Consider the following 24,262-nt stretch of genomic DNA (forward strand, 5'->3'; position numbering starts at 1 on the left):
GATCACGGCGCGGGTTGAGGAGAACGTCCAGACCTTCCAGCAGATCGTGGCCTCGACCAACCAGCAGCAGCTCGGGATCGAGCAGGTGATGGGGGCGCTGCAGAACATCCGCCAGGCCAGCCAGCAGACGGCGGCCGGCACCCGCGAGGTCGAGGCGGCCTCGGCCAACCTCACCGAACTCGCCCAGGCCCTCATGGCCCTGGCCGAACGCTACCGGCACTGAAGGGGGCTGCGGATCGGGCGATCCGGGCGGTGCGAGGCCATCGGACAGGCGGTGCCTTCGCGTCGCGGCCGAACATCGCCACGGGCTTCGCGGGGAGCCGGTAGCGGGGGCCATCCGGGATAGGCCGGCCGTGCCACCGGCAAACGAAAAACCCCAGAAGCGCGTGCTTCTGGGGTGGTGCGGACCTTGCGGTCAGCCTGGAGAGATCGGCCTGTCAGAAGGCGCGAGCGCGTTCTTGGCTGTCCCTGACCGGGCCCGGCCCGAAGGCCGGGCGGGTGTTGGGTCTTAGTACGAGCCGAACTTGTAGTTCAGGCCGGCGCGGACCACTGCGAACTCGTCGTCGCGGCGGCCGACGTTGCTGTAGGCGACCGGGACGAGGTTGGCGGCGTTGACCACCAGGGCGCCCTGGTTGCGGGTACCGCGCTCCAGGTTGACGTACAGACCTTCGATCTTGAACGTCACGGCCGACGAGCGGAAGAAGTTCAGGAACGACTCGGTGGGCAGGGCGAACTCGACGCCGCCGCCGACGGCGTAGCCGGTGCGGAAGCTGTCGTTGCCGGCGAAACCACCGAACGAACGGTCAGCGCTGCCCGAGCCGTAGGCGAAGCCGCCGGTGCCGTACACGAGGGTGCGGTCGAAGGCGTAGCCGAGGCGGCCGCGCACGGTACCGAAGTAGTCGAGGCTCGACAGGCCGCGCGGGTCGGTGACGTAGTAGCCCGGGGCGACGGCGCCGCTCACGAAGGCGTTGTTCCGGCCGCGGCCGAAGTCGAGGTACTGGGCGTCGGCCTCGATGCCGACGACCACGCCCGAGCCCGGGGTGAACTGGACGTTGTAGCCGACCTGGGCGCCGCCGGAGAAGCCGTCCTGGCTGCGGTTGCTGAAGGTGGCGGTGGTGCCGGGGGCGGCGTAGGGGAAGGGCACGCCGAAGGTGGAGTTGTTCGAGCGGCTGCTGGCGTCGAAGGCGTAGCCGGCGTTGAAACCAGCGTAGAAGCCGGTCCAGGTGAACACGGGCACCGGGGTGAAGACGGGCGGCGGGGCGGCGCGACGCGGCAGGTCGGCGGCGGCAGCAGCGCCGGTCAGGGCAGTGAAGGCGGCCAGGGAGGCGATGAGCTTGGTCATGTGTGCGGTAATCCAGGGCGTGAAATCTGACGCCATGACTACCAATCCGTCGGCGAGAAAGCTGTAGTTTTACGGACACACCGCCGGGTAACGACGGGGGCTGCCATAGTAAACCTTCGGTAAATATCTGCCGCGCGACGGACATGCCTGAAAGATACTGACCCGAGCGCGACAACTCTGCAGCCGGGCATCGGTTGCGGCAGCGCGGGTGATTGACGGGCCGGTGTTGCCGAAGGGCGACAGAGCACGTCAGCGGCCTGGCCCTGCTGACCTGCGCGCGGGGCGCGAAACCCCGCTCCTCGCCGTGCCCGCCGGTGCCCGATGCGATCGGCAGCGTTCGCATTCCGTACCCACTGTGACCCGGGAGCGGCAGCCGATCCTCGAGGCCTCTGCTAGACAGGCCGACGTCTCTGGATGCCGCTTATGTCCAATCGACCGATTCTTCGTCGTGCCGTCCTGGTTCTGGGGCTCATGGGTATCCTGTTGGCTTTGGCGGACGTTGTCGCCCGCCGGGAGCTGACGCAGGCGGCCGACAATTCCTTCGCGCGCGGCGGGGCGGTCGCGCGGACGGCCGAGGCCGGCGAGTAGACCGTCCGAGAGAGCGCAGGCCGCCCAATCCTCGGTCGGGCTGCCGAGACAAAAAAGGCCACCCCCGAGGGGGCGGCCCGAAGTCTTGGGAGGAGACACTCTTGGGAAGGGTGGCGCGACCACGACGCCGTCGCGATCGCGCGCAGCGGACTTAAGAGCGAGGCCTGCGACCGGCAACCAGCCTCAGGGTGTCGGCGGGTGCATAAGTGCCGCGTTTTTCGCCCTCAGGTGCGCTTCCACACCATGGCTTGGCGGCAGGTAGCCGAGCGATCGCCGGGGCAGCTATTTCGGCAGAACCAAGCCACATGCTTGGCCGTTGAGGAATGCGAGCCCGGCTGCGGTGCGGTCGGTCCCGCGCTTGTCCGCCCTCACCCGGTTGCGAATCTGTCATGAGCCGCCCGCGCCACGTCGGTCTGCCCTGGTACGCCGAGGAGCATTACGATGCCCTGCGCGCCAGCCTTCCCGACGGGGCGAAGCTGCCGCCTCACTACGAGACCTGGCGGATCGCCACGGAGCAGATGGAGCGCGAGGTGCAACGCAGCGGCGTCGCGGTCGTGCGCGTGCCGATCGAGGTCGCGGCATTCACGGCGTGGTGCGCCCGCACCGGCATGCCGGGCGACGGTTCCGGACGCGCCCGATACGCAGCCGAAATCCTCGCAGGAACGGATCCGGGGTGAGATCGGCCGGCGATCAGAACAGGGCGACCAAAGCCACGCCGGCGGTCATCAGGATGGCCCCGAGGATCCGCCACAGGCTGGCCGGGTGCACGGCGAAGCCGACCCATCCGTAATTGTCGAGCACGATCGACGCGACCACGCCCACCGTGACGATGATGCCGAGGAACGACGCGGCGCCGATGGTCGGTGACGCGTAGAGCTGGGCCAGGATCAGCAGGACGCTGAGGAAGCCGCCGAGCCAGGCCCACCAGGGCACCTGCACCAATTGTTGCCCGCTCGGTATCTCGAGCTTGCCCAGCGCCAGGCCGCCCACGAGAAGGGCGGCCGTGCTGACGAGCAGCGTCAGCAACGCGGCCGTGATCGGCAAGCCGAGGGATTTCGACAGCGTCGCGTTCTGGCCGGGCTGGATGGCGTTCGCCAAGCCGGCGAGGATCGTGAGTCCGTAAAGATACCACATGCTCCGCTAGCACCTGAGCAGGCGGCCAAGCTCCCACGGGCGGCCGCGCAGTTTTGACGCGCCCCAGCGGCGAGCGGGCACGGTCCTCAGCGCAGGAAGCTTGCTCGGCTCGATCGTTCGGCCAGACCCTATGGCTTGATCGGAAGGCGTCCGACCACGGATCCGGACGCATCCCGCACGATTAGGGTCCAGGTTTGGTCGGGATTGGCGTCGGTCAACTCGGCGAACATCTCCCGGATCACGCTCCGGGCCTCGTCCAAGGCTTGTTCCACGCTGGCTGCCTCGACACCTTCCTCGTCACGGATCGACGCCTGGCCGTTCTCGATGTCGAAGTAGAAGCGTTCAGCCACCGAGCACGTCTCCCTGATCCGACCCCGCGTGCGGGTCTATGCATTCGGCTACGTCGTGCGGAACGGCACAGCAGCATTCAGAAACAACGATAAACCTTAAAATATCTCAAACCTGAATTGGCCGGACGAGTTGCAATTATTTCGAGATTTTGGCGATGCAATCCATTAGAGCTACTCGCGATCGCCTTCCGAACCAAGGCCCTAAGGCCCGCTGAGTTGGCGCTCCTTTCTTGGGGCACTTGCCATGTCGACGTGTGATAAGCCGGACTCTGCCAAGAGCTCCGGAGCAATATCCGATAGTAAAGACAAGCTGCGCAACCACATCCAGCGCATCCTGCTGTGTATCAAGGTGCGGCCGACCCAGAAATAACCGGCGCTCCATCGCGTGCATCGTGATCCGTCGGTCCGCGAATGACTTCGGGCGGCTGAGATGGCAGCGGGCCGAGCGGTCTTGCCGCGACGCTTTGCAGCACAACCTGCACGTCAATCGTCGGCCCGCTGTGGCGCGCTTGCGCTGGCGCGCTGCGCCACCCGACGGCATCGTCGCCTCATGGTAAAGCCCGGACCCCCGACCTGCGAAGTCTCCGTCGAGGGGGCCTGGGTGGCCATGACGGCCGACGAGGCGCAGGCCCGCCATCGCGATGCGCTCAAGCGCTGCCCGGCCTGCTTCGGGCGCCTGATGATCCAGGGCGGCTACACCGCGGTGCGGCGCACATCGCTGTCCCATTTCCGCGTGCACGACGGCTGCCCGCTGATCCCGCGCCACTACAAGGGCGAACCGCGCCGCCACCCGGCGGCGATCGGGTGATTTAATCCGGATCGCCTCAAGTGAAGGCTGAAACGCTCAGCGCTGCACCGCCTCGATATCGTCCTCGAAGATCGAGTCGGGTTGGCAGGCGTGCCACTCCTTCTTCTCGTCGGTCTGCCCTTTGCGGCCCCAGCAATAGCCGGCCTGGGCCAAGCGTCCGCTCAGGCGATCGCGCAGCCGGCACTGCTCCCGGATGATGGCGGGATCGCCCCCGCTCTCGCAGGCCAGGGCGGCCTTCGCCTCCGCGGTCAGGAGTTCAGGGACCGTCGGCAGCGATTGCTGCGCGACCGCCCCACCGGCAGCGACGATGAAGGGGAGGGCGGGGAGGGCGAGGCGCATGGGGGCAGAGGAACCGTAGGGGTGGGCATGTCGAGGCGGTGGATGCCGTGGGCCGGACCTGCACGCGATCGGGCGCAGGTCCGAAGCGTCGTTCCGGCGCGCCTCAGCGCCCCCGCAGGAAGAAGAACCAGATCAGGATGAGGACGGGGATCGGCACCCCGATCAGCCACAGCAAACCACCCGTCAGCATCGCGTTCTCCTTGTGCGTCTCAGGAGCAACCCCGCGCCGGGGGGCCTGTTCCGGAGCGTCGGCGTGGCCAATCACCCGGAGGGGGCCGCTGCCCGCTCAGAATGCGGCGACCAGCGCCACGCCGGCGACCATCAGGAGCCCGCCGAGGATCCGCCAGAGGCTGGCGGCATGCCGATCGAAGCCGACCCAGCCGAAATGGTCGAGCACGATCGAGGTGACCACGCCCGAGGTGACCAGGAGACCGAGGAACGGCGCGGCGCCGATCCGACGCGCCACTATGAACTGCGCCAGGATGATGCAACCGCCGAGAATCCCGCCGAACCATGCCCACCACGGCATCGCCAGCGCCTGGGCCGCCGTCGGCCATGTGAGCTTGCCGGAGAGCAGGCCGACCACGAGGATGCAGGTGGCGGTCCCGGCCGCCACCACCAGGCCGGCGGTCAACGACTCGGCCAGCCCCTTGGAGAGCGCCCCGTTCTGCCCCGCCTGAACGGCATTGGCGACGCCGGCGAGAAGCACGAAGCCGTAAAGGTACCACATCGCTGGGCTCTCGATCTGTGACACCGGATGGTTGGGCCGACCGGGACCGGGACATCCCGTGGATGTCGACGGCTTTCGCGTCTCGCGCCCCGTCTGCGCGACGGGTGGAAGCCCGCATCCGCCAGCAGCGCACGGAGTATCTAGTCACCTTGCGCCCGCCCGTCGCACGGGACGGCGCGCGACGCGCCCGTCAGACCGCGGCGCCGTCCGGCTCCGATCCGACAGCGTTCATCCGCTCGGCCAATTCGTGGACGACTTCCTGGACGAGCGGCGGCCAGGGCACGTTATTATCCTGAAGGAGGCGAGCGGCACTCACCAGAGCGGTGAATTGTTCGCCTGAGATCGCGCGCCCCATGATCTGCGAGGCCAGCATCTGCTCCGCCAGCGCGGTTGCGAGGCGCAGAACCTCCGGCATCTTGGCCGCCCGGGGATCGACCTCCGCCTCGGTTTCGATAACGCCGTGGAGGTCCATGTCGGTCATGTCAGGCCCCCTACGCCGCTCGGATGCGCGCCGCCGAGGTGAATACCGGTTCGGGTGCGGACGTGTTCCACGACCATCTGCGATCCCCACCCGATTTCATAACGATCGGGCGCGGATCGAAAGCAGATTCCGCTGAATACCCAGCGGAGTCCGGTCGAAGACCGGAACGCGCTCGGCCGACGACCGGGGGCGATCCACGCCCCGGCCGGCCAGGCGACCGGGCCGGGCTATTTGGTGATCCGCACCGAGACGGGATCGCTGCCCGGAAAACTCTCCTCCAGGCCCTCGTCGAGCCGCGCCTGCATCCGGTCCGGCTGGTTCTCGGCCAGGCCGCGATCGTCCGCCGCCTGAGAGCCCCTGTAAGCGCCGACCGGGGTCAGGGCTGCGCGCCGGCGCGCCGAGCGGAACACGTCGTAGACCAGCAGGCCGACCCCGGCGGCGATCAGGAGCGCCGGCACGGGATTGACGCGCACGTCGGCGACGAAGCGCTCGACCGCCTCGCCGGCTGCCTGTCCCGACCGTTTGAGGTCGGCGAGATCCCGGGGCACGCCGGGCCCCTGGAACCGGGCCTGCAGATCGCCCAGCGTGCGATCCAGGCGCCCGCGGCTCGCCTCCACATCCTGCTCGAGTTCATCCGCCGAGTTGTTCATACGTCCCTGCGCTCCGTGAGAATCTGTGCGTCCTGCTTGATCTGCCGTCCCGTCCGGGTCGGCTCAAGACCTGAGAGCGACGCCTTGCTGCGTCCATACAGACCCAGCCCCAGGGCGAGCACCAGGAAGGTGCCGCCCACAATCAGAGCGGCGAGGGCATCCGACTGCACCAGGACGGCGATGCCCTTCACCAAGGCCAGCAGCAGGGTGAAGAGCCCGGTGATGGCCAGGACCGCCGCCGCGATGAGCAGGGTGAGACCAAGCGAGATCCGGTGGACGCCCTGGGCCATCTCGGCCCGGAACAGGGCCAACTCGTCCGCGACGAGGTCGCGCAACTCGCGAACCGCATCGCCGACGAGGGTCGGGATGCTGCGTATGCCGGGCTCGGCCATCCTGTCCTCCTCAAGCGCCCGTCGGCGCCGGGGTGGGCGGCCCGACGACGACAGCGCGTTCCATCATTGTGGGTCGACGCCTCGCGCCCGGATCCGGGGCGTGGCCCAGGGCCGTTGCCGAGCGCTCTAGATGTCCGGCGTCGGCAGGACGTCGACCGGGACCAAGGCCCGCGAGCGCGGCACCGGCCGGATTCCGGGCGCGTTGATGAGCCGGTAGAGCGCGAAGCCGGCCAGCATGGCGGCTGCCGCGGTCAGGGCCGGGCGGCGCCGGGCCGCGGCCTGGACCTCGTCGTACATCTCGCTGAACGAGCGGCGGCCGATGTCCTCGGCCAGCTCGTCGACGCCGAGGGCGGCCTGATCGAAGAAGGCTTTGAGCTGCGGCAGCCCGTCGAAGCTGGCTCCCGTGCCCCGGATGGCGTCCCCGACATCCGAGACGACCCGAGCCGCGTCGGCCTTGCGCTTGCCGGTGTAGTCCTGCGCCTGCTCGCGCAGGGCGGCGGTGAACCCGCGCGCCGCGTTCTGGTCCGGACCGGAAGCGGCCGGGCCTCGATCCTGGGCACCGTTCCGCATCAGTTCGTTCCTCCAAGCCGATCCCGTCCTGTGAGGAACAGGAACCGCCCGATACGGTTCCGCCGCCCCGTGCCGGTGGCGGGTATCCCGATGTCGCGGACGGGGCCGCCCGTGCGCGTTCGGGCCGGCCGAATTCCAGCAACCGCGCAGCCCGCGTTAACAAACCCCAACCGGGCGAACTTGATTTTAACCATTTGTTAATCAATGCAGACAGTTTAATCGCATCCCAGTCTACCATCAGGGAGAGGGCGCCCCGTGAGCGAGCTGCAGCGGCTTTTGAACGACCCGCGCTTCCGCGCCACCGACAAGCCGAAGCGCGAGCCGAATGCCGGGCCGGAGGCCAATCTCGGCAACGTCCTGCGGGTGGTCTCGTCGCTGAACGAGCAGGCCCCGCTGCCGACGCCGCAATCCTCGCCGCAGGATTGGGATGCGCTGATCCACCGGGTCCAGGCCGCGGCCCGCCAGGCCCGGGAGGTCGAGGCCCAGGCCCGCGAGCGCGAGGAGCGGATCGAGCACGTTCTGGAGCGGGTCCGCGACGACATCACGGCCTCGAACGAACGGGCCCGCATCGCCGAGGTCCAGGCGCGGGACGCGCAGGTCCGCGCCGAGGCGCAGGTGATGGCCGCCGAAGAGCGCGCGAAGGCGGCCGAGGCCCGCGCCCGGGCGGCGGAGGAGCGCGCCCGTCACGCCGAAGAATGGCTGGCCCGCGTCCAGGACGCGATCATGTCCGAGTTTACCGGCCTGACCGATCAGGCCGCGGCATGAGCAGCTCGGCCCGCGCGACGGCAGCCCATCCGGAGAGCGACCCGGTGGACCGGGTGGTCGCGCTGTTCTCCGGCCCCGAGGCCTCTGCCGCCGAGGACGAGGATTGGTCGGCCTCCCTGCTGGCCGTCCGGGGCGTCGCCGCCCGGGTCCGCGAGATGCAGAAGCGCGCGCGGGACTCGGTCCGGGACGCGCAGCGCTCCGTCCGCGAGGCCGATGCGGCGGCGCGGGCGTCCGAGGACCGGGCCCGTCATGCCGAGGCGACGATGCGCGAGGCGGTCGCCCGCGCGGAGCGGGCCGAGGAGCAGGTCCGCTTGGCGGCCGAGCGCGCCGACCGGGCGGAAGCCCGCGCCACGGAGGCGCATATGTGGCTGCGGCGCATGCACGAATGCATGGTCAGCGAGTTCGGGGCGCTCGCCGTCGAGCCAACCCGGCCCTGACGGGAAGCCGGCCTCACGCGGCAGCGGGCGCCGCCACGACGTCGACCGCGTGCTGCGCCCAGGCATAGGGCTCGCTGTGGCCGTGATACACGGCGATCTCGAGCTGCAGGATGCGGACGCAATCCTCGGAGAGGTCGCTCAGGATGTCGTAGCCCTCTTCGTCGACCGCAGAGCGGATCGAGACGAACGGCCGATGCTCGTCGTAAATGACCAGCACTTCCTGCTCGGCATACGGATCGAGCGGGTTAATACAATAATGGGCCGGCATCCGCCTGCGCTCCTGAGATGACGTCACGCCGGATGCCTCTACTTCCGGGTTGTAACAGCCCGATGAAGCGTGCCGAACGCCCCGGCCGGGCGCGGATCACGGGCCGAACGGCGCGTTCGATGGCGGCGGGGGCGGGCAGGGGGGCTCGCAAGAAGGCTGGCAAGAGGGCGGGAACTCCGCCCGGAGCGCCGAGAGGGCGGCGCGGATCGCCATGCGCACCGAGCGCGGCGCATCCTGGGCCTGGGCGCGCAGCTGGAGCTGCTGCAACGCGTCCCGGAGCACCCGGCGTTCCGGATCGCCGGGCAGGCCGTGATCCGCGGTGAGCAGGCTCAACAGCTGCCGGCCGAGCGGATCCGTAAAAAGGGTCGCCATGAAATCATCTCAACGCAGTACAGAGGCGGGCAATTAGCGCTCTGTGCTATATCGATCGGTATAAACCGCTGATTGGCAACTCCATAGCCGGAATGATAGGCGTAAATTACTGACCTGCGTACCCCCCACGCAGGCCAGTACCGGCGGGGCGGGAGGGGGAGCCTTGCTCGCCCGCCTCGCCGGTACCCCCGCGCTTCGGAGGCCGGACACGAAAAAGGCCGCCCCGGATGGGGGCGGCCCGAAGTCTCAGGGACCTGGCGCGAACGCAGCGTCTTCTAACGGAACCCGCCGCCGGGCAGCCGGCCGTGATATGGCGTGTTGCGGCAATGGCCCCAGGGGCCGCGCCAATAACCGGGCGGGCAGCCGTTCCCGGCCCGGGCCTGATACCAGCCGCCGGGAAGCCGCCCGACATAGGGCGTATTCCGGCAATGGCCCCAGGGCCCCCGCCAGGCCCCGGGACCGCAACCGCCCGCCACCAGCGTGACGGACGGCCCACCCCCGGGGTCGGCGAGGATCGGCATCGCGTTCGCACTGGCGAGCGGCACCGCCGCCAGGGCGACGCCGACGAGGATGGCACGCAATCTGTTCATGGCTGCTCGACTCGATAGCTCAAGACCCGACGATGGGTATTGCAGCTCGACAACTTGGTCGAGGGGCGGAAGCTGCATGAATTCTTGGCCATGAAACCGAAAGGTTCTGGAAATTCCGACACTTTGACGAAAAATCGATCGATCGTCTGTCGTTCCCGTCTCAGCACCCATTTGAAAGGTGGGCTGTCCATCCGGTTACTTGGTACGCCCGACTGATGGCACCGAACGCCGTATCGAAGACAGGGACTGTGCGGGCCCTCGGCGCCGGGCCGCGGCCATCCAAGGACGGTTTTATCAGTCCGCCTCAAAACGACCCTCCATCTTAATGCGGCGAAAACACATTCTCGTCTATGAATTCTGCATTCGCCCAACTCGAAACTGTCGATCGCGCAGGCCGCCGTGACCCTCAGCCTCGTCCTCAGCATCACCGCGCCACTCCTGACCGGCGTCGCCGCCCTGCTCTGGGCCGGGTTCGTCGCCCCGTCCCTCGAGGAGCTGCCGGAAACGGCGGCGCCGCGCGACCTGCGCACCTGGTGAGCGCTGCGGGCCCGCTCAGGGCGTGCGGCGGATGCGGGTGATGTTCTCCGGGGAGAGGTCCACCGCGAGGCTTCGGTGCGGTGCGATGTCGGCGGCCCGCACCCGGGCCGGCAATGCCGTGCGGCCGGCCGCGCCCGGGGCCGCGGCGGCCTGCCGGTTCGGCCAATCCTCGAGCCGCAGGGCCCGGGCCGGCTTCTGGTCGCCGCAGCCATCGCAGACCGAGACCAGCCAGGATTGCCAGAGGCCGTCGGTCCTCTCCTGCGCCGAGCGCGCCTGCTCGCGATGCGCCGAGGCCAGGGGGAGGGTGTCAAGGTCGGATTGCTGCCGGGGCTCGGCCAGGGCCCGGAGTTCGTCGAGCTGGACGTCGCGCTTGGCCGGTGCCGGGCCGGCCTCGGGCAGGGAGCCGGTGCTGGCGGGATCCGGCCGGCAGCCGATGCAGATCCGGGTGCTGATCGCGTCGTCCGCGGCCTGACGCGGCGTCCGGCGCTCGATCGGCTTGGTCGAGGCCGGGCTGGCGGCTCGGCTCGGTGGCTTGGTCTGTCCGAGCGCGGTGGTGTTGGGCGCCCTCTCGGTGGAGAGCGGATCGCCGCCCGTTCCGGTGACGGATGGCTGCGCCGCCGCCAGTCCGGCCGAGAGCGTGCACAGGATGAAGCCGAGAACGGGAGACTGGAATACGGTCATCGCCACCTCCATCCTCGGTCAATCAGGCCCATCGCATCGAGTTCAGTACTCCTTCCGGCTTATTACCGAGATCAGCGCGCGATCTTCGCATGTGGCGGGCGGATCGAGGCCCGGCTGCCGCCCGCCGTCCCGGCGCGTTATCCGTCCCGTGCAGGCCCTCGCGGCGAGGGCCGGTTCTCAGAGGCATCCATGGATCTCGGATTGGGCGGGCGCCGGGCGCTCGTATGCGCGGCCAGTAGGGGGCTCGGCCGGGGCTGCGCCCTGGCGCTGGCCCGGGAAGGCGTCGCCGTGACGATCACGGCCCGCACCCGGGAGACCCTGGAGGCGACCGCCGAGGCCATCCGTCGCGAGACCGGCGCCGCGGTGACCGTGGTGGCCGGCGACATCGCCACCGAGGCCGGCCGGGAGGCCGCGCTCGCCGCCTGCCCGGAGCCCGATATCCTGGTGAACAATGCCGGCGGCCCGCCCCCGGGGGATTTGCGCGACTGGGACCGCGACGCCTGGATCCGGGCGCTCGACGCCAACATGCTGGCGCCGATCGAACTCATCAAGGCAACGGTCGACGGCATGATCGGCCGAAACTTCGGCCGGATCGTCAACATCACCTCGGCGGCCGTGAAGGCGCCGATCGCGCATCTCGGCCTGTCCAACGGCGCCCGCTCGGGGCTGACCGGCTTCGTGGCCGGCCTCGCCCGCCAGACGGTGCGGCACAACGTGACGATCAACAACCTCCTACCCGGCCCGTTCGACACCGACCGGATCCGCAGCAACGCCGCCGCCGGCGCCGCCAAGGCCGGCACCAGCGTGCAGGCCTTTCTCGAAGCCCGGGCCCGCGACAACCCCGCCGGCCGCTTCGGCCACCCGGACGAGTTCGGGGCCGCCTGCGCGTTCCTGTGCAGCCAGCACGCCGGGTTCATCTCCGGCCAGAATTTGCTGATGGATGGCGGGGCCTATCCCGGGACGTTCTGAGCGCTTGTCCGGCCGATCCCACCCCTTCCGTCCATCCCCCTCATCCTGAGGCGACGGAGCGCAGCGAAGGCCTCGAAGGAGGCCTCCAGCCGGCCGCACGATCCCCGGAGGGCTCCTTCGAGGCTTCCGCTCCGCGAAAGCGCCTCAGGATCAGGGGGCTGGCTGGACGAAGCGCCGATCAGGTCAGGCGGAGCCCCCTTCGCGAACCGCCTTTACCGGCGGACAGGATCGCGGGTGCGGCGGAGCCGGTTCTCGCTGCGAACGGGGCGGGGGCTTGGCGGAAGCGGATGGGAATCGAACCCACCGTACGCTGTTGGCGTACCACTGGTTTTGAAGACCAGGGGGGCCACCAGACCCCGTTCGCCTCCACGGGCGGGGGTACGGGGCCGTGCCGGTGGGGTCAAGGGATGGACGTCGTCGCCACGGTCGCAACGGCGCGAAAACCAGACGCGTCCGAACGCGGCCTCGCCCGCGATGCGCTGATCTGAAGCACCCGCCTTAAGGGCGGTGCCGAAATCCTAGCGCTCGTGCTCCGAAGCATCGCGCCGATCCTGCCGGCTCGTGAACCAGTAGACGAAGCCGGCGGTCGCCGCGAGCATCAGCGGGGTTATGATGGCAGCGGACAGAAACCCGTCGCTCATTCCTCAATCCCTCGCAGAACTTTTCGTGCAGCCCAATGTAAGCTGACACTCAAGAAAAACCAAGCACTCACCAGCAGATTGAGATTTCTCAACGGGATGTGCGCAGTCGAGGTCACGAAGACCACGATCGGCACGAAGCACCCGACCACCAAGGCCGCGACAGCCGCACCGTTGAACCAAGTGGCCGTGATCTTGATGCGCTCGTTCCGGGCGGCCTTGTTCACGAGCAAGTCCATGCAACGGCATTCGGATGGAGCCTCGATTTAAAGGCTCAGCTTGCCCGGCTGCCAAGTCCGTCTGCGGCGCCAGGCCAGACGACCACCGTGAAACGCCGCTCGCGCTGCGCTGGCGTCGACCCATGCGGCCGAATGGACCACCGGCCATCTCTCCGGCGCCGCGACTCGTATTAATTCCGCCACACTGTTGTGGCCCTGCACCAGTCATGCCGTTCCTGCGACGCTCACCGCCTGTGGAAGGCCCTGCGCCGGACCCCGAGGGGGCTGCCCGTTCGTCCGCCGAGCCGGTGGCCGAGGGGGCAGGCGAGGGGTCGAGGCCGCCGGCCGAGGAGACCGCGCAGGGCGCCGGCCAAGAGGCCGTTGCGCCAGAGGCCGTCGCCCAGGAAGCCGCGACACAGGAAACGGCGTCGGAATTCTTGGCGGACCCAACCCCGGACCCGGGCACGCCGCTCGCGGAGTCGCTGCGGCCGGGGCCGCGCGGGCCGGGCTGGATCGGCGCCGCCGTGGTGGTGACCGCGCTGGTCTCGGCGCTGGCGACCTTCCTGATCCTGGCCGGGGTGATCCGGGTGACGCCGACGCCGGCCTACGGCGTCACGCTGCTCGGCATCAACGCCGCCCTGGTGCTCGGGCTCGTCTTCGTGATCGCCTGGGAGGCGCGGGTCTTCCTGCACGCCCGCAAGGCCAACGCGGCGGTGGCCCGGCTGCACTCGCGCATCGTCGGCCTGTTCTCGCTGATCGCGATCCTGCCGACCGTGCTGCTCGCCGTGGTGGCGTCGGTGACCATCGACCGCGGCCTGTCGCTGGGCTTCACCGACCGGGTCCGCGACGTGGTGCTCAAATCCGTCGAGGTGGCCGACGCCTACCAGGAGAACCAGTGCCAGTCGCTGGCCCGGGAGATCCGCATCCTCGTCGACGACCTGACCCGGGCGCGCCCGAATTTCGACCGGGACCGGGCCTGGTTCGAGAACTTCCTGACCACCCGGGCGACCAATCTCGGCCTGCCGGTGGCGCAGATCATGCGCGGGCCGACCGACGTGGTCGCCCGGGCCAAGATCGACGTGCTCAAGCAGGTCCGGCTGCCCTCGGCGGCGGCCTTCGAGGAGGCGGCGACCTCCACCGACCCGATCTGCCTGCTGCCCTCGGAGGGCCGGGTCTTCGCCGCGCTCCTGCGGATGCCGGCCTACGACGACGCGGTGCTGATGGTGCAGCGGGAGGTCAGCCAGCTCGCCATCGACTTCCCGGGCGTGTCGCGGGCGGCGGCGGCCGAGTACCTGACCTACGATTCGCTCCGGCGCTCGATCCAGATCACCTTCGCGTCGGTGTTCCTGCTGATCGCCCTGATCGCGCTGCTCTCGGCGGTGTGGTTCGGGATGAACTTCGCCAACCGGTTCGTGGCGCCGATCCGGCGGCTGATCAACGCCGCCGACCAGGTCGCGTCGGGCAACTTCTACGCCCAGGTGCCGACCAAGAAGACCAGCGGCGACCTGGCCCATCTCGGCGAGAGCTTCAACAAGATGACGCAGGAGCTGCGGCGCCAGCATACCGGGCTGATCGCCGCCAACGACCTGATCGACACCCGCCGCCGGTTCACGGAGGCCGTGCTGTCGGGGGTCTCGCCCGGGGTGATCGGCCTCGACGCGGCGGGCTTCGTCACCATCGCCAACCCGGCCGCCGAGCGGATGCTCGACCTGGAGAGCGAGGCCCTGATCGGCCAGCCGCTGGCCCGGGCGGTGCCGGAGCTCGCCCCCGTGCTCGCCGAGAGCGAGAGCCGCCCGCGCGCCCTCCAGCAGCAGCAGCTCCAGCTCACCCGGTCCCGGGGCGAGCGCACCGTCACGGTGCGGGTCACGAGCGAGCAGGCCCAGGGGACCTCCCGCGGCTCGGTGGTGACCCTTGACGACATCACCGACCTCGTCCAGGCGCAGCGCAGCTCCGCCTGGGGCGACGTCGCCCGCCGCATCGCCCACGAGATCAAGAACCCCCTGACCCCGATCCAGCTCTCCGCCGAGCGCATCCGGCGCAAGTACGGCAAGGTCATCACCGCCGACAAGGAGGTGTTCGACCAATGCACCGCCACGATCGTGCGTCAGGTCGACGAGATCAAGCGCATGGTCGACGAGTTCTCGGCCTTCGCGCGGATGCCCAAGCCTGCCATCGCCCCGAACGACCTGACCGAGATCGCCAAGCAGAACCTGTTCATGATGCGCGTGGCGCATCCGGACATCGATTTCGCGTTCTCGGCGCAGGGCGGCGCCGGCAGCGCGGAGAAGATCGTGGCGGCCTTCGACATCCGGCTGCTCAGCCAGGTGATCACCAACATCCTGAAGAACGCCGTCGAGGCGGTGGCCGAGGTGCCGCCGGCCGAGCTCGGCAAGGGCAAGATCGCCCTGAGCCTGGCGGTCGAGGACGGTTTCGCGGTGATCACGGTCACCGACAACGGCAAGGGATTTCCGGTGGAGGGGCGCCAGCGGCTGCTCGAGCCCTACATGACCACACGCGAGGGTGGCACGGGGCTGGGGCTTGCTATCGTCAGCAAGGTGCTTGAGGAGCACGGCGGCGGGATCGCGTTGAACGACAATCCCGCCGGCCGTGGTGGGCAGGTTCAGATGCGGGTCCCGCGCGAGCACGGGCCCGAGCCGTCCGCCCCGGGTCCGCAGACCAGTCCCGTCACGACAGAGGAGAAGGGCGCCGCACCGACGGCCCCCCGGATCGCGGAGATGCACGCATGAGCGCCGATATCCTGATTGTCGACGACGAGGCCGACATCCGCGACCTCGTGGCGGGCATCCTCGACGACGAGGGCCACCGCTGCCGCACGGCCGGCGGCTCCGACGAGGCGCTCGCCGCCATCGAGGCGCGCCGGCCGCACCTGGTGTTCCTGGACATCTGGTTGCAGGGCTCGCGCCTCGACGGCCTGCAGGTGCTCGACCTGATCAAGGCCGCCAACCCGGACCTGCCGGTGGTGATGATCTCGGGCCACGGCAACATCGAGACCGCGGTCTCGGCCATCAAGGCGGGGGCCTACGACTTCATCGAGAAGCCGTTCAAGGCCGACCGGCTGATCTTGGTGGCCGAGCGCGCGCTGGAAGCCTCCCGGCTCCGGCGCGAGGTCCGCGACCTGACGGCGCGCTCGGGCAACCCCAACCGCATCGTCGGCGGCTCGCTGGCGATCAACCAGCTGCGCCAGACCATCGACCGGGTGGCGCCGACCAACGCCCGGGTGATGATCACCGGGGCACTCGGCTCCGGCAAGGAGCTCGCCGCCCGCAGCCTGCACAAGGCCTCGGCGCGTGCGAACGGCCCCTTCGTGCTGCTCAACGCGGCCGCGATCCTGCCGGAGACGATGGAGGCGGAGCTGTTCGGGGTCGAGGGCGAGTCCGGCCGGCGGGTCGGCGCCCTGGAGGAGGCCCATGGCGGCACCCTCTACCTCGACGAGGTCGCCGACATGCCCCGCGAGACCCAGAACCGGATCCTGCGCGTCCTTGTCGACCAGAATTTTCAACGGGTCGGCGGCACCACCCGGGTGCATGTCGACGTGCGCATCATCTCGTCCTCATCCCGGGACCTGCAGGAAGAAATCGCCGCGGGCCGCTTCCGCGAGGACCTGTTCCACCGGCTCTCGGTGGTGCCGATCCGGGTGCCGGCCCTGTCGGAGCGCCGCGAGGACGTGCCCGAGCTGATCCAGTTCTTCATGAACAACATCTCGTCCCAGACCGGCCTGCCCAAGCGGGTCATCGCCGAGGACGCGATGGCGGTGCTCCAGTCGCACAACTGGCCGGGCAACGTCCGCCAGCTCAAGAACAACGTCGAGCGCCTGATGATCCTGACCCAGGCCGACCCGGAGCAGGAGGTCACCTCCGAGATGCTGCCCTCCGAGATCGGCGCCCTGGTGCCGACTACCCCGGGGGGCGCGGGCGGCGAGAAGCTGATGAGCCTGGCGCTGCGCGAGGCCCGCGAGATCTTCGAGCGCGAGTACCTCGTGGCGCAGATCGCGCGGTTCTCGGGCAACATCTCGCGCACGGCCGAGTTCATCGGCATGGAGCGCTCGGCGCTGCACCGCAAGCTGAAGTCCCTGGGCATCGGCCCGTAGCGATCCGGGGCGGCCGGGATCTTGCAGGCGCAGTCTCGGCGCGGTCCGTGAAAGAGGCGCCGATCCGTTACGGATCGGCGGGCGCGGGCCTTGCTTGCCCCCACGCTTTCGCGCGGTCATGCTGTATATCCGGTCCGGGCGGGATGATCGGACGATCCCGCGCGTGACGGACCCAACGTTGCGTACCCAACCCGGGCCTTTCGCGCCGGGACAACAAGAAGGCAAAGAAGATGGCGGGCGAACGCGCACAGAACCTTCAGGACACGTTCCTCAATCATGTCCGCAAGAACAAGATCCCGCTGACCATCTTCCTCGTCAACGGCGTCAAGCTCCAGGGCGTGGTCACCTGGTTCGACAATTTCTGCGTGCTGCTGCGCCGGGATGGCCACTCGCAGCTGGTCTACAAGCACGCGATCTCGACGATCATGCCGGGCCACCCGGTGCAGCTGTTCGAGCCGGACGAGACCGCCGAGAAGGCGTGATGTGTTGAGGGGCGAGCGATCGGTTCGCTCTCTCCAAGGCTAAGGCCGCGATTCGCCAGCAGCGGGCGGCAAATCCCAACCCTATCCCGATCTCCCCCTCATCCTGAGGTGCTGCGCAGCAGCCTCGAAGGGGCCCTCCAGGGATCGCCGGGCCGGCTGGAGGGCTCCTTCGAGGCTGCTGCGCTCCGTCGCCTCAGGTTGAGGGCGCGGGTGGGATAGCCCGAGTCGAGCGAGCCTCCGGATTCCGATCGCTCCGATTTAAACCTCTTGAAGCCCGGCATCTTGGCCCGGCCCTGCCCAATCCCCATCTCGAACAATCCGACTTCTCGAACGAAGCCGCCCGCACGCGGGCGGCGTTAAAGGTTGCATGACCGAAACGCTGACGTCCGGCGAAGCCCGCCTCCAGGCACAGGCCGCGCCCGAGGGCGAGATCGCCGCGGCGACCCACACCCTGGTGATCGGGCCCTATCTGGCGCGCGGCGTGCACGGGCCGGGGGTGCCGGGCAACGGCGCCGCCCAGCCGAGCCGCTCCGTCGAGGCGCGCCTCGACGAGGCCACCGGGCTCGCCGCCGCCATCGAGCTCGACGTGGTCGAGAGCCTCGCGATCAGCCTGCCGCGCATCCGCCCTTCGACCTATCTCGGCAAGGGCCGGGTGGAGGAGATCGCCGGGCTGATCCGCGCCCGCGAGATCGGCCTCGTGGTGATGGATTGCGCGCTCTCGCCGGTGCAGCAGCGCAACCTAGAAAAGGAATGGGGCGCCAAGGTCATCGACCGGACCGGCCTGATCCTCGAGATCTTCGGGCGGCGCGCCTCGACCCGGGAGGGCACGCTCCAGGTCGAGCACGCGCATCTGGCCTACCAGAAGTCGCGGCTGGTCCGGTCCTGGACCCACCTGGAGCGGCAGCGCGGCGGCTTCGGCTTCCTGGGCGGCCCCGGTGAGACCCAGATCGAGGCCGACCGGCGCATGATCCAGGAGCGCATGACCCGGATCGAACGCGACCTCGACGCGGTGGTGCGGACCCGCGGCCTGCACCGGCAGAGCCGCGCCCGGGTGCCCTACCCGATCGTCGCCCTGGTGGGCTACACCAATGCCGGAAAATCGAGCCTATTCAACACCCTGACCCAGGCCGAGGTCACCGCCAAGGACATGCTGTTCGCCACCCTCGACCCCACCGCCCGGGCGACCAAGCTGCCCCACGGCGAGACCGTGATCCTGTCCGACACGGTGGGCTTCATCTCCGACCTGCCGACCCCGCTGATCGCGGCGTTCCGGGCGACCCTGGAGGACGCGATCGAGGCCGACGTGCTCCTGCACGTGCGCGACGTCAGCCACGTCGATTCCGAGGCCCAGGCCGAGGATGTCGGCGAGGTGCTGCGCGAGCTCGGCATCGAGACCACGGCCGAGCGGATCATCGAGGTCTGGAACAAGTCCGACCTCCTGGATGACGACGAGCGGACCCGGCTGATGAATCTCAGCGGCCAGTCCAAGGCCCGCAACGACCGCGACAGCGACGCGCCGGTCCTGGTCTCGGCGCTGACCGGGGAAGGGCTCGCCGCGCTCACGGCCCGGATCGAGGCGCGGATCGGCCGCCACCGGGCGAGCTTCGCGGTGTCGCTGCCGCCCGAGGACGGGGCGGCGCTCAACTGGCTCTACGAAAACGCGGAGATCCTCGACCGGCGCGCCGAGGCCGACGGCACCCTGCACCTCGCGATCCGGATCGCCCCCGAGAAGGAGCCGCGCTTCCTCAACCGGTTCAGCGCGGCCCGGCGCCTCGACCGGGGGGCGTGATGGCCTCGGGCGGTGCCCGGACCCCGCCGCTCCCCGCCGCGCTGAGCGCCCGGGACCGCACCGGGCGCAAGGCGGAGGTGGCCGAGGACGACGCCGCGGTCCTGCGCGCCATGCAGGCGGGCGGCGGCCTGCGGCTGCTCGGGCTGCGGATCGTGATCGTGCTGGTGCTGCTGATGGCGGCCCAGGCCTATGACGGCTCGCTGCACGCCTTGAGCCACTGGTTCATCCTCGGCCTCTACGGCGTCGGCACGATCTGGTTCGGGCTGGGCGAGCGGGGCGGGGGGCCCGCGGCGGCGGCCTATAGCTGGGCCGGGACCCTGCTCAATGCCGGGCTCGCCGTCTACGTGATCATCGAGCACATGCTGGCCGGCGGCGGAGCCGGCCTCGGCGCCGACGCGGTGAGCCGCCTGCCGGCCTTCCTGCTCCTGCTCCAGACCGGCCTGAGCATGCGGGTCGCCCAGACCCTGCTGTTCTGCGCGGTGGTGACCACCTGCTGGACCGCAACCTTCCTGGTCGGGCTGGCCTGGCCGGACCTGTTCCCGGGGCCGGATTCCTTCCCGACCGCGCAGATCACCGGGCTCGCCACCTTCGTGGCGGCCGGCCTGCTGGTGATCGACGGTGTGGTCCGCCTGCGCGACGCCGTCGCCCGGGCCCTGCGCATGGAGCACGAGCGCGCCCAGCTCGCCCGGTTCGTGCCCGACACGGTGGCTCTCGATCTGGCCGCCGAGGACGCGGACGCCGCCATGGGCATCCACCGGCGCCATGCCTGCCTGATGGTCCTCGACATCCGCGGCTTCTCGCGGCTGAGCCGGGAGCATCCGCCCGAGGCGATGGTGACGGCCCTGCTCGCCGTCCGGGCCGCCGCCCAGGCCGCGGTGGCCGAGCAGGGCGGCCTCGTGGACAAGTATGTCGGTGACGCGGTGCTGGTGCAGTTCGTGGTCGGCCGCCCCCGGGCGCAGGCCCGGGCGGCGCTCGCCTGCGCCCTGTCGCTCCAGGACCGCATCGCCGCCCTCAACGAAGCCCGGGAAAGGGAGGGGCTGTTCACCCTGCGGGTGGTGGTCGCCCTGCATGCCGGCGACCTCTTGGTCGGGGTGTTCGATGACGGGGTCCGGGCCGAGTACACGGTGCTGGGCCCGGCCATGAACGCCCTGTCGCGCCTGGAGGCCCGGGCCAAGGCGGCCGAGATCGGAATCGCCGCCTCGGGGGATTTCCTGGACCTGCTCGGGGGGCCGCTGCCGCCCCGCATCCGGGCCGTCCCGGTGCCGGATGCGCGCAATGCGCAGCCGGCCCTGTTTGCTGTGGTGGAGACACCCGAGGTCCGGGGCGTCCCGGAACAAGCGCGCGGCTGATCCGTTCGGATCGGCGCGGCGCAGGGTCGCGGAAAGTCCGATCACCCCATGAACAAGATCCTCCTCGGCGCGACCCTCGCGCTCGGCCTCGTCCTAGGCGCCGCCAGCCCGAGCCTCGCGGCCCCCGGCGACGGCCTCGACCGGAACGCCGCCGCCACCGGCAACAGCAATTTCGGCGGCATGCACCGCGGCGCCCGGATGACCTCCCGGGGCGTGATGCGCAGCCGCCATCACATGATGCGCCGGCACCACCGCCATCCCATGATGCGCCGCCACTAACGCTGAGCCCGTAGGCCTGTGCGGCCACCGCGCAGGCCCATGACCGGATGACCGGGCTTGGAGGGTGCCGGGCGCGGCGCCGTCTGCTACGCATCGGCCAGTTTGAGCGCGCCGAAGCTCGGCGCGACACGGCGGAGGATCCATGCCGGGGCTGGGACGGGTAGGGCGGTTCGCTCTGGTTTGGTGGGCCCTCGCGCTCGGCACGGCCGCGCAGGAGAAGCCGGTTCCGCCCCTCGTGTTCACCGGCATCCCCGACCAGGACGAGAACCGCCTTGTCGAGCGCTTCGGCAAGGTCGCGACCTATCTCGAGGCCAAGCTCGGCGTCCCGGTGCGCTACATCCCGGTGAAGAGCTACCCGGCGGCGGTGACCGCCTTCACCAACGGCCAAGTGCAACTCGCCTGGTTCGGCGGCTTCACCGGGGTCCAGGCACGCCGCGCCGTGCCGGGCTCCCAGGCGATCACCCAGGGCGCCGAGGACGCGGCGTTCAAGACCTACCTCATCGCCAATTCCGCCACCGGGCTGAAGCCCAGGAAGGATTTTCCGAAGGCGATCGCGGAAAAAACCTTCACGTTCGGCGCCCGGGCCTCGACCTCCGGGCGGCTGATGCCGGAATACTTCATCCGCCAGGCCTTCCCGGGGAAGAATCCGGAGCAGGTGTTTGCCCGGGTCGGATTTTCCGGCGACCACAGCCGCACGATCCAGCTGGTGCAGTCCGGCGCCTTCGCGGTCGGCGCCGTCGACTACTCGGTCTGGGACCTCGACACGAAGGCCGGCAAGGTCGATCCCAAGACGGTGTCGGTGATCTGGGAGAGCCCGACCTTCCCGGACTACCAATGGACCGTGCGCGGCGACGTGGACCGGACCTACGGCCCCGGCTTCACCGAGAAGCTGAAGGACGCCCTCGTCGGCGTCACCGACCCGGCGATTCTGGAACCGTTCGGGCGCTCGAAATTCCTCCCGGTCACCAACGCCGCCTACGAGCCCCTGGTGGAGGTCGGCCGCTCCACCGGCCTGCTGGATTGAGGCGGTGGCGGACGGGTCCCGGGCGGAGATCGTCCTGGAGAACGCCTCCGCCGCCTATGGCGGCCGCACGGTCCTGTCGGGCATCGACCTGACCGTCCGGGTCGGCGAGCGTGTCGCCCTGATGGGTCGCTCCGGCGCCGGCAAGTCGACCCTGATCGGCTTGATCCAAGCGCAGGCGACCGAAAAAGTCGCGCTGGTGCCGCAGGCCGCCGCCCTGGTTCGGACCCTCTCGGTGTTCCACAACGTCTATATGGGCCGGCTCGACCGGCGCTCGACCCTGCACAACCTGCGCACCCTGGTCCGCCCGGCCAAGGCCGACATCGACGCCGTGCAAAGGATCCTCGACCGGGTCGGCCTGGCGGACACGCTCTGGGCGAAGGCCGGGGAGCTCTCCGGCGGCCAGCAGCAGCGGGTCTCGGTGGCCCGCGCCCTCTATAACGGCCGGCCGATCCTGGTGGGCGACGAGCCTGTCTCGGCCCTGGACCGCCAGCAGGGCGCCCGGGTGCTGGCCGAGATGGCACAGAGCCACGAGACCCTGATCCTGGCGCTCCACGACGTGGCCCTGGCGCTCGCCCAGACCGACCGGATCGTGGTGCTGGAGGCCGGCCGGATCGTCCTCGACGCCCCGGCCAAGGCGCTCGATCCGGAACGGCTGCGCCCCTTCTACGAGGCCGCCTGATGCGGCTCGCCGTGCCGCGGCCTGGCTACGCGGCGGTGAGCCGCTGGTTCCTGGCGGCCGCGCTGGCGGGCCTGCTGGTCGCGGACCTGCACGTCACCACCCTGCACCCGTTCGCCGACCTCGCCCGCCTGCTCGACGGCCTGGTCCGGCCCGACTTCCCGTCGGTGGAGGGCTGGAGCGTCGTCTACACGGTGGCCTTCGCGGTGCTGGGCGTCGGGCTCGGGGCCGGGAGCGGCCTGCTGCTGGCGATCCCGTTCGCCCGCTCCCGCACAATCCGGCTCGCCTGCGCGGGCCTGCGCGCCGTGCACGAGCTGTTCTGGGCGCTGCTGCTGATGCAGGTCTTCGGCCTCTCGGCCACGACCGGCGTTCTCGCCATCGCGCTGCCCTACGCGGGCATCTGCGCCAAGGTCTATGCCGAGATCATCGAGGAGGCCGACCTCGCGGCGGTCCGGGTGCTGCCCGCGGGCACGGGCGCGGTCTCGGCCTTCCTGTATGCCCGCCTGCCCGAAGTCGCCGGGCGGCTGCGCGACTACACCCTCTACCGGCTCGAATGCGGCCTGCGCTCCAGCCTGGTGCTCGGCTTCATCGGCCTGCCGACCATGGGCTTCTACCTCGAATCCGCCTTTCGCCAGGGTCGCTACGCCGAGGCCGGGGCGCTGCTCCTGGTGTTCTACGCGCTGATCGGCACCCGCCGGCTCTGGATCCGCGGCTGGACCGTGCCGCTCCTGCTCTCCGCCGCCCCGCTGGCCCTGCCCCCGGCGATCGGCAACGCGGCCATCGGGGCGAGCCTCGCGCGCTTCCTTGGCCACGACATCGTGCCGGCGCCCCTGCGCGGCGCCATGCTCACCGATTCCGAAACCTGGGCACGGCTCTGGTCCTGGCTGCGCCCGATCCTCGCCGACCAGATCCTGCCGGGCACGATCCAGACCCTGATCCTGGCGCAGATCGCCCTGGCGGCGACCGCGCTCGGGGCGCTGGTCCTGTTCCCGCTCACCGCACGGCGCTTCGCCGGGCCGCTCGGACGGCCGCTCGGGCGCGTGCTCCTCGTGGTGGTGCGCTCGACCCCGGAATACATGCTGGCCTATTGCGGCCTGCAGCTGCTGGGCCCCTCGATGCTGCCAGCGATCCTCGCGCTGGCGCTGCACAATGCCGGGATCGTCGCCTACCTGATGGGCCGGCACGCCGACGCGCTGCCCTACCGGGCCGACGCGCCCACGGGGCTGAACCTCTACGCCTACGAGACGGTGCCACGCCTCTACGGCCAGTTCCTGGCCTACCTGCTCTACCGCTGGGAGCTGATCCTGCGCGAGAGCGCGATCTTCGGCATCCTGGGGGTGACGACGCTGGGATTCTACGTCGACGCCGCGATCTCGGAGCTGCGCCTCGACGTGGCCGTGGTGCTGATCGTCGCCACCGCCGGCGTGACCGTGGCGGTGGACGCCCTCTCCCGGGGCCTGCGCCGGTCCCTGCGCATCGACACCCTGCCGACCCGCCTGTCCGGGCCGCAGCCCGCGGCGGGCTGACGGGATCCGGACCGGGTCAGCTCTTTCAGGGCGTTGGCAGAAGGCAGCGGAGCGTCCCGCCGGCCCCCCGTCGTCCCGGGGCCGCGCAGCGGAGCCCGGGATCCAGACACACCGTCCGGTCGGAGCCTGGCACGTCGGCGGCTCCGGATCCCGGGCTCGCCTGTGGCGCC

32 protein-coding genes, 1 tRNA gene and 1 pseudogene are annotated in these 24,262 nt (G+C 70.0%); 17 read left to right on the forward strand and 17 right to left on the reverse strand.

Translation table 11 applies throughout. The features are described 5' to 3' along the window. Positions 1 to 223: pseudogene (locus tag AKJ13_RS26695) on the forward strand (chemotaxis protein); the annotation flags it as partial. 285 nt (positions 224 to 508) lie between these two features. Here the strand turns inward: AKJ13_RS26695 and AKJ13_RS26700 are convergent. After that, positions 509 to 1,342: a porin family protein gene (locus AKJ13_RS26700; RefSeq protein ID WP_050736042.1), complete on the reverse strand. Its 834-nt coding sequence runs from the start codon at positions 1,340 to 1,342 to the stop codon at positions 509 to 511. Between the two features lie 423 nt (positions 1,343 to 1,765). Here AKJ13_RS26700 and AKJ13_RS32000 point away from each other — a divergent pair, with 423 nt between their 5' ends. Then, on the forward strand, positions 1,766 to 1,930 hold the full coding sequence (locus AKJ13_RS32000; protein ID WP_160320631.1) for a hypothetical protein: 165 nt from the start codon (positions 1,766 to 1,768) through the stop codon (positions 1,928 to 1,930). Between the two features lie 389 nt (positions 1,931 to 2,319). Next, positions 2,320 to 2,607, forward strand: a complete 288-nt coding sequence (locus tag AKJ13_RS26705; protein WP_050736043.1) for a hypothetical protein — start codon at positions 2,320 to 2,322, stop codon at positions 2,605 to 2,607. 13 nt (positions 2,608 to 2,620) lie between these two features. Here the strand turns inward: AKJ13_RS26705 and AKJ13_RS26710 are convergent, their stop codons facing one another. Together AKJ13_RS26710 and AKJ13_RS26715 are read right to left on the reverse strand one after the other, a co-directional pair. Continuing rightward, positions 2,621 to 3,064 (reverse strand): DMT family transporter, encoded by a 444-nt coding sequence (locus AKJ13_RS26710; protein WP_050736044.1) that lies wholly within the window; start codon positions 3,062 to 3,064, stop codon positions 2,621 to 2,623. Between the two features lie 128 nt (positions 3,065 to 3,192). Continuing rightward, complete coding sequence (locus AKJ13_RS26715) at positions 3,193 to 3,414, reverse strand: hypothetical protein (protein ID WP_050736045.1); 222 nt, start codon at positions 3,412 to 3,414, stop codon at positions 3,193 to 3,195. Between the two features lie 607 nt (positions 3,415 to 4,021). Here AKJ13_RS26715 and AKJ13_RS26720 point away from each other — a divergent pair. Next, complete coding sequence (locus tag AKJ13_RS26720; protein WP_244424025.1) at positions 4,022 to 4,222, forward strand: hypothetical protein; 201 nt, start codon at positions 4,022 to 4,024, stop codon at positions 4,220 to 4,222. Positions 4,223 to 4,258: 36 nt separating this feature from the next. Here AKJ13_RS26720 and AKJ13_RS26725 read toward each other — a convergent pair whose 3' ends face one another. The 7 genes from AKJ13_RS26725 to AKJ13_RS26750 form a co-directional block, all read right to left on the reverse strand. Beyond that, positions 4,259 to 4,561, reverse strand: coding sequence for a hypothetical protein (locus AKJ13_RS26725; RefSeq protein ID WP_050736046.1), 303 nt, complete (start codon positions 4,559 to 4,561; stop codon positions 4,259 to 4,261). Positions 4,562 to 4,664: 103 nt separating this feature from the next. Further along, positions 4,665 to 4,826, reverse strand: a complete 162-nt coding sequence (locus tag AKJ13_RS32005) for a hypothetical protein (protein WP_160320632.1) — start codon at positions 4,824 to 4,826, stop codon at positions 4,665 to 4,667. Positions 4,827 to 4,847: 21 nt separating this feature from the next. After that, complete coding sequence (locus tag AKJ13_RS26730) at positions 4,848 to 5,291, reverse strand: DMT family transporter (RefSeq protein ID WP_050736047.1); 444 nt, start codon at positions 5,289 to 5,291, stop codon at positions 4,848 to 4,850. 190 nt (positions 5,292 to 5,481) lie between these two features. Next, positions 5,482 to 5,772 carry a hypothetical protein gene (locus AKJ13_RS26735; RefSeq protein ID WP_244471750.1) on the reverse strand — a complete coding sequence of 97 codons (291 nt, stop codon included), beginning with the start codon at positions 5,770 to 5,772 and terminating at the stop codon, positions 5,482 to 5,484. 227 nt (positions 5,773 to 5,999) lie between these two features. Further along, positions 6,000 to 6,422: a DUF3618 domain-containing protein gene (locus tag AKJ13_RS26740; RefSeq protein WP_050736048.1), complete on the reverse strand. Its 423-nt coding sequence runs from the start codon at positions 6,420 to 6,422 to the stop codon at positions 6,000 to 6,002. After that, a complete protein-coding gene (locus tag AKJ13_RS26745) occupies positions 6,419 to 6,814 on the reverse strand; it encodes a phage holin family protein (protein ID WP_007558192.1) in 396 nt (131 codons plus the stop codon). The genes AKJ13_RS26740 and AKJ13_RS26745 overlap by 4 nt, the downstream gene beginning before the upstream one ends. Positions 6,815 to 6,940: 126 nt before the next feature. After that, on the reverse strand, positions 6,941 to 7,384 hold the full coding sequence (locus tag AKJ13_RS26750; protein WP_050736049.1) for a hypothetical protein: 444 nt from the start codon (positions 7,382 to 7,384) through the stop codon (positions 6,941 to 6,943). Positions 7,385 to 7,639: 255 nt separating this feature from the next. On the opposite strand from AKJ13_RS26750, the gene AKJ13_RS26755 reads away from it, so the two are divergent. Together AKJ13_RS26755 and AKJ13_RS26760 are read left to right on the forward strand one after the other, a co-directional pair. Continuing rightward, positions 7,640 to 8,149 carry a hypothetical protein gene (locus tag AKJ13_RS26755; protein ID WP_082317147.1) on the forward strand — a complete coding sequence of 170 codons (510 nt, stop codon included), beginning with the start codon at positions 7,640 to 7,642 and terminating at the stop codon, positions 8,147 to 8,149. Then, entirely contained in the window at positions 8,146 to 8,586 is a 441-nt protein-coding gene (locus AKJ13_RS26760) for a hypothetical protein (protein WP_050736050.1), read from the forward strand. The genes AKJ13_RS26755 and AKJ13_RS26760 overlap by 4 nt, the downstream gene beginning before the upstream one ends. 13 nt (positions 8,587 to 8,599) lie before the next feature. Here the strand turns inward: AKJ13_RS26760 and AKJ13_RS26765 are convergent, their stop codons facing one another. The 3 genes from AKJ13_RS26765 to AKJ13_RS26775 form a co-directional block, all read right to left on the reverse strand. Further along, positions 8,600 to 8,854 (reverse strand): hypothetical protein, encoded by a 255-nt coding sequence (locus tag AKJ13_RS26765; RefSeq protein WP_050736051.1) that lies wholly within the window; start codon positions 8,852 to 8,854, stop codon positions 8,600 to 8,602. Between the two features lie 96 nt (positions 8,855 to 8,950). Beyond that, positions 8,951 to 9,226, reverse strand: a complete 276-nt coding sequence (locus AKJ13_RS26770; RefSeq protein ID WP_050736052.1) for a hypothetical protein — start codon at positions 9,224 to 9,226, stop codon at positions 8,951 to 8,953. 275 nt (positions 9,227 to 9,501) lie between these two features. Beyond that, a complete protein-coding gene (locus AKJ13_RS26775; RefSeq protein WP_200905711.1) occupies positions 9,502 to 9,816 on the reverse strand; it encodes a hypothetical protein in 315 nt (104 codons plus the stop codon). A gap of 399 nt (positions 9,817 to 10,215) precedes the next feature. Between AKJ13_RS26775 and AKJ13_RS32375 the strand changes: the two genes are divergently transcribed. Further along, positions 10,216 to 10,353, forward strand: coding sequence for a hypothetical protein (locus AKJ13_RS32375; protein ID WP_200905712.1), 138 nt, complete (start codon positions 10,216 to 10,218; stop codon positions 10,351 to 10,353). 15 nt (positions 10,354 to 10,368) lie between these two features. Here the strand turns inward: AKJ13_RS32375 and AKJ13_RS26780 are convergent, their stop codons facing one another. Further along, entirely contained in the window at positions 10,369 to 11,034 is a 666-nt protein-coding gene (locus AKJ13_RS26780; protein WP_050736074.1) for a hypothetical protein, read from the reverse strand. A gap of 189 nt (positions 11,035 to 11,223) precedes the next feature. Between AKJ13_RS26780 and AKJ13_RS26785 the strand changes: the two genes are divergently transcribed. Continuing rightward, positions 11,224 to 12,003 carry an SDR family oxidoreductase gene (locus AKJ13_RS26785; protein WP_050736053.1) on the forward strand — a complete coding sequence of 260 codons (780 nt, stop codon included), beginning with the start codon at positions 11,224 to 11,226 and terminating at the stop codon, positions 12,001 to 12,003. 275 nt (positions 12,004 to 12,278) lie between these two features. Here AKJ13_RS26785 and AKJ13_RS26790 read toward each other — a convergent pair. The 3 genes from AKJ13_RS26790 to AKJ13_RS31670 form a co-directional block, all read right to left on the reverse strand. Then, a tRNA-Sec gene (locus AKJ13_RS26790) sits at positions 12,279 to 12,371 on the reverse strand. A gap of 150 nt (positions 12,372 to 12,521) precedes the next feature. Beyond that, positions 12,522 to 12,644 (reverse strand): hypothetical protein, encoded by a 123-nt coding sequence (locus tag AKJ13_RS33195; protein ID WP_280137133.1) that lies wholly within the window; start codon positions 12,642 to 12,644, stop codon positions 12,522 to 12,524. Beyond that, complete coding sequence (locus AKJ13_RS31670; protein WP_144426403.1) at positions 12,641 to 12,868, reverse strand: amino acid transporter; 228 nt, start codon at positions 12,866 to 12,868, stop codon at positions 12,641 to 12,643. The genes AKJ13_RS33195 and AKJ13_RS31670 overlap by 4 nt, the downstream gene beginning before the upstream one ends. A gap of 218 nt (positions 12,869 to 13,086) precedes the next feature. Here AKJ13_RS31670 and AKJ13_RS26795 point away from each other — a divergent pair, with 218 nt between their 5' ends. From AKJ13_RS26795 to AKJ13_RS26835, 9 genes are all read left to right on the forward strand, one after another. Further along, the gene (locus AKJ13_RS26795; protein WP_050736054.1) at positions 13,087 to 15,606 is read left to right on the forward strand and encodes an ATP-binding protein; all 2,520 of its coding nucleotides are present in this window, start codon (positions 13,087 to 13,089) and stop codon (positions 15,604 to 15,606) included. Further along, positions 15,603 to 16,967 (forward strand): sigma-54 dependent transcriptional regulator, encoded by a 1,365-nt coding sequence (locus tag AKJ13_RS26800; RefSeq protein ID WP_050736055.1) that lies wholly within the window; start codon positions 15,603 to 15,605, stop codon positions 16,965 to 16,967. The genes AKJ13_RS26795 and AKJ13_RS26800 overlap by 4 nt, the downstream gene beginning before the upstream one ends. A gap of 230 nt (positions 16,968 to 17,197) precedes the next feature. After that, positions 17,198 to 17,449: an RNA chaperone Hfq gene (gene hfq, locus AKJ13_RS26805; protein WP_007563033.1), complete on the forward strand. Its 252-nt coding sequence runs from the start codon at positions 17,198 to 17,200 to the stop codon at positions 17,447 to 17,449. Positions 17,450 to 17,816: 367 nt separating this feature from the next. Further along, positions 17,817 to 19,238 (forward strand): GTPase HflX, encoded by a 1,422-nt coding sequence (hflX, locus tag AKJ13_RS26810; RefSeq protein ID WP_050736056.1) that lies wholly within the window; start codon positions 17,817 to 17,819, stop codon positions 19,236 to 19,238. Then, positions 19,238 to 20,587: an adenylate/guanylate cyclase domain-containing protein gene (locus tag AKJ13_RS26815; RefSeq protein WP_050736057.1), complete on the forward strand. Its 1,350-nt coding sequence runs from the start codon at positions 19,238 to 19,240 to the stop codon at positions 20,585 to 20,587. The genes hflX and AKJ13_RS26815 overlap by 1 nt, the downstream gene beginning before the upstream one ends. A gap of 48 nt (positions 20,588 to 20,635) precedes the next feature. Beyond that, positions 20,636 to 20,866: a hypothetical protein gene (locus AKJ13_RS26820; RefSeq protein ID WP_050736058.1), complete on the forward strand. Its 231-nt coding sequence runs from the start codon at positions 20,636 to 20,638 to the stop codon at positions 20,864 to 20,866. A 142-nt stretch (positions 20,867 to 21,008) separates the two neighbouring features. After that, positions 21,009 to 21,890, forward strand: coding sequence for a putative selenate ABC transporter substrate-binding protein (locus AKJ13_RS26825; protein WP_050736059.1), 882 nt, complete (start codon positions 21,009 to 21,011; stop codon positions 21,888 to 21,890). A gap of 4 nt (positions 21,891 to 21,894) precedes the next feature. After that, positions 21,895 to 22,569 carry an ATP-binding cassette domain-containing protein gene (locus AKJ13_RS26830; RefSeq protein ID WP_050736060.1) on the forward strand — a complete coding sequence of 225 codons (675 nt, stop codon included), beginning with the start codon at positions 21,895 to 21,897 and terminating at the stop codon, positions 22,567 to 22,569. Then, positions 22,569 to 24,092 (forward strand): hypothetical protein, encoded by a 1,524-nt coding sequence (locus tag AKJ13_RS26835; RefSeq protein WP_050736061.1) that lies wholly within the window; start codon positions 22,569 to 22,571, stop codon positions 24,090 to 24,092. The genes AKJ13_RS26830 and AKJ13_RS26835 overlap by 1 nt, the downstream gene beginning before the upstream one ends. The last annotated feature ends 170 nt before the right edge of the window (positions 24,093 to 24,262 follow it).

The sequence above is a fragment of the Methylobacterium sp. ARG-1 genome, from assembly GCF_001262595.1.
Taxonomy (GTDB): domain Bacteria; phylum Pseudomonadota; class Alphaproteobacteria; order Rhizobiales; family Beijerinckiaceae; genus Methylobacterium; species Methylobacterium brachiatum.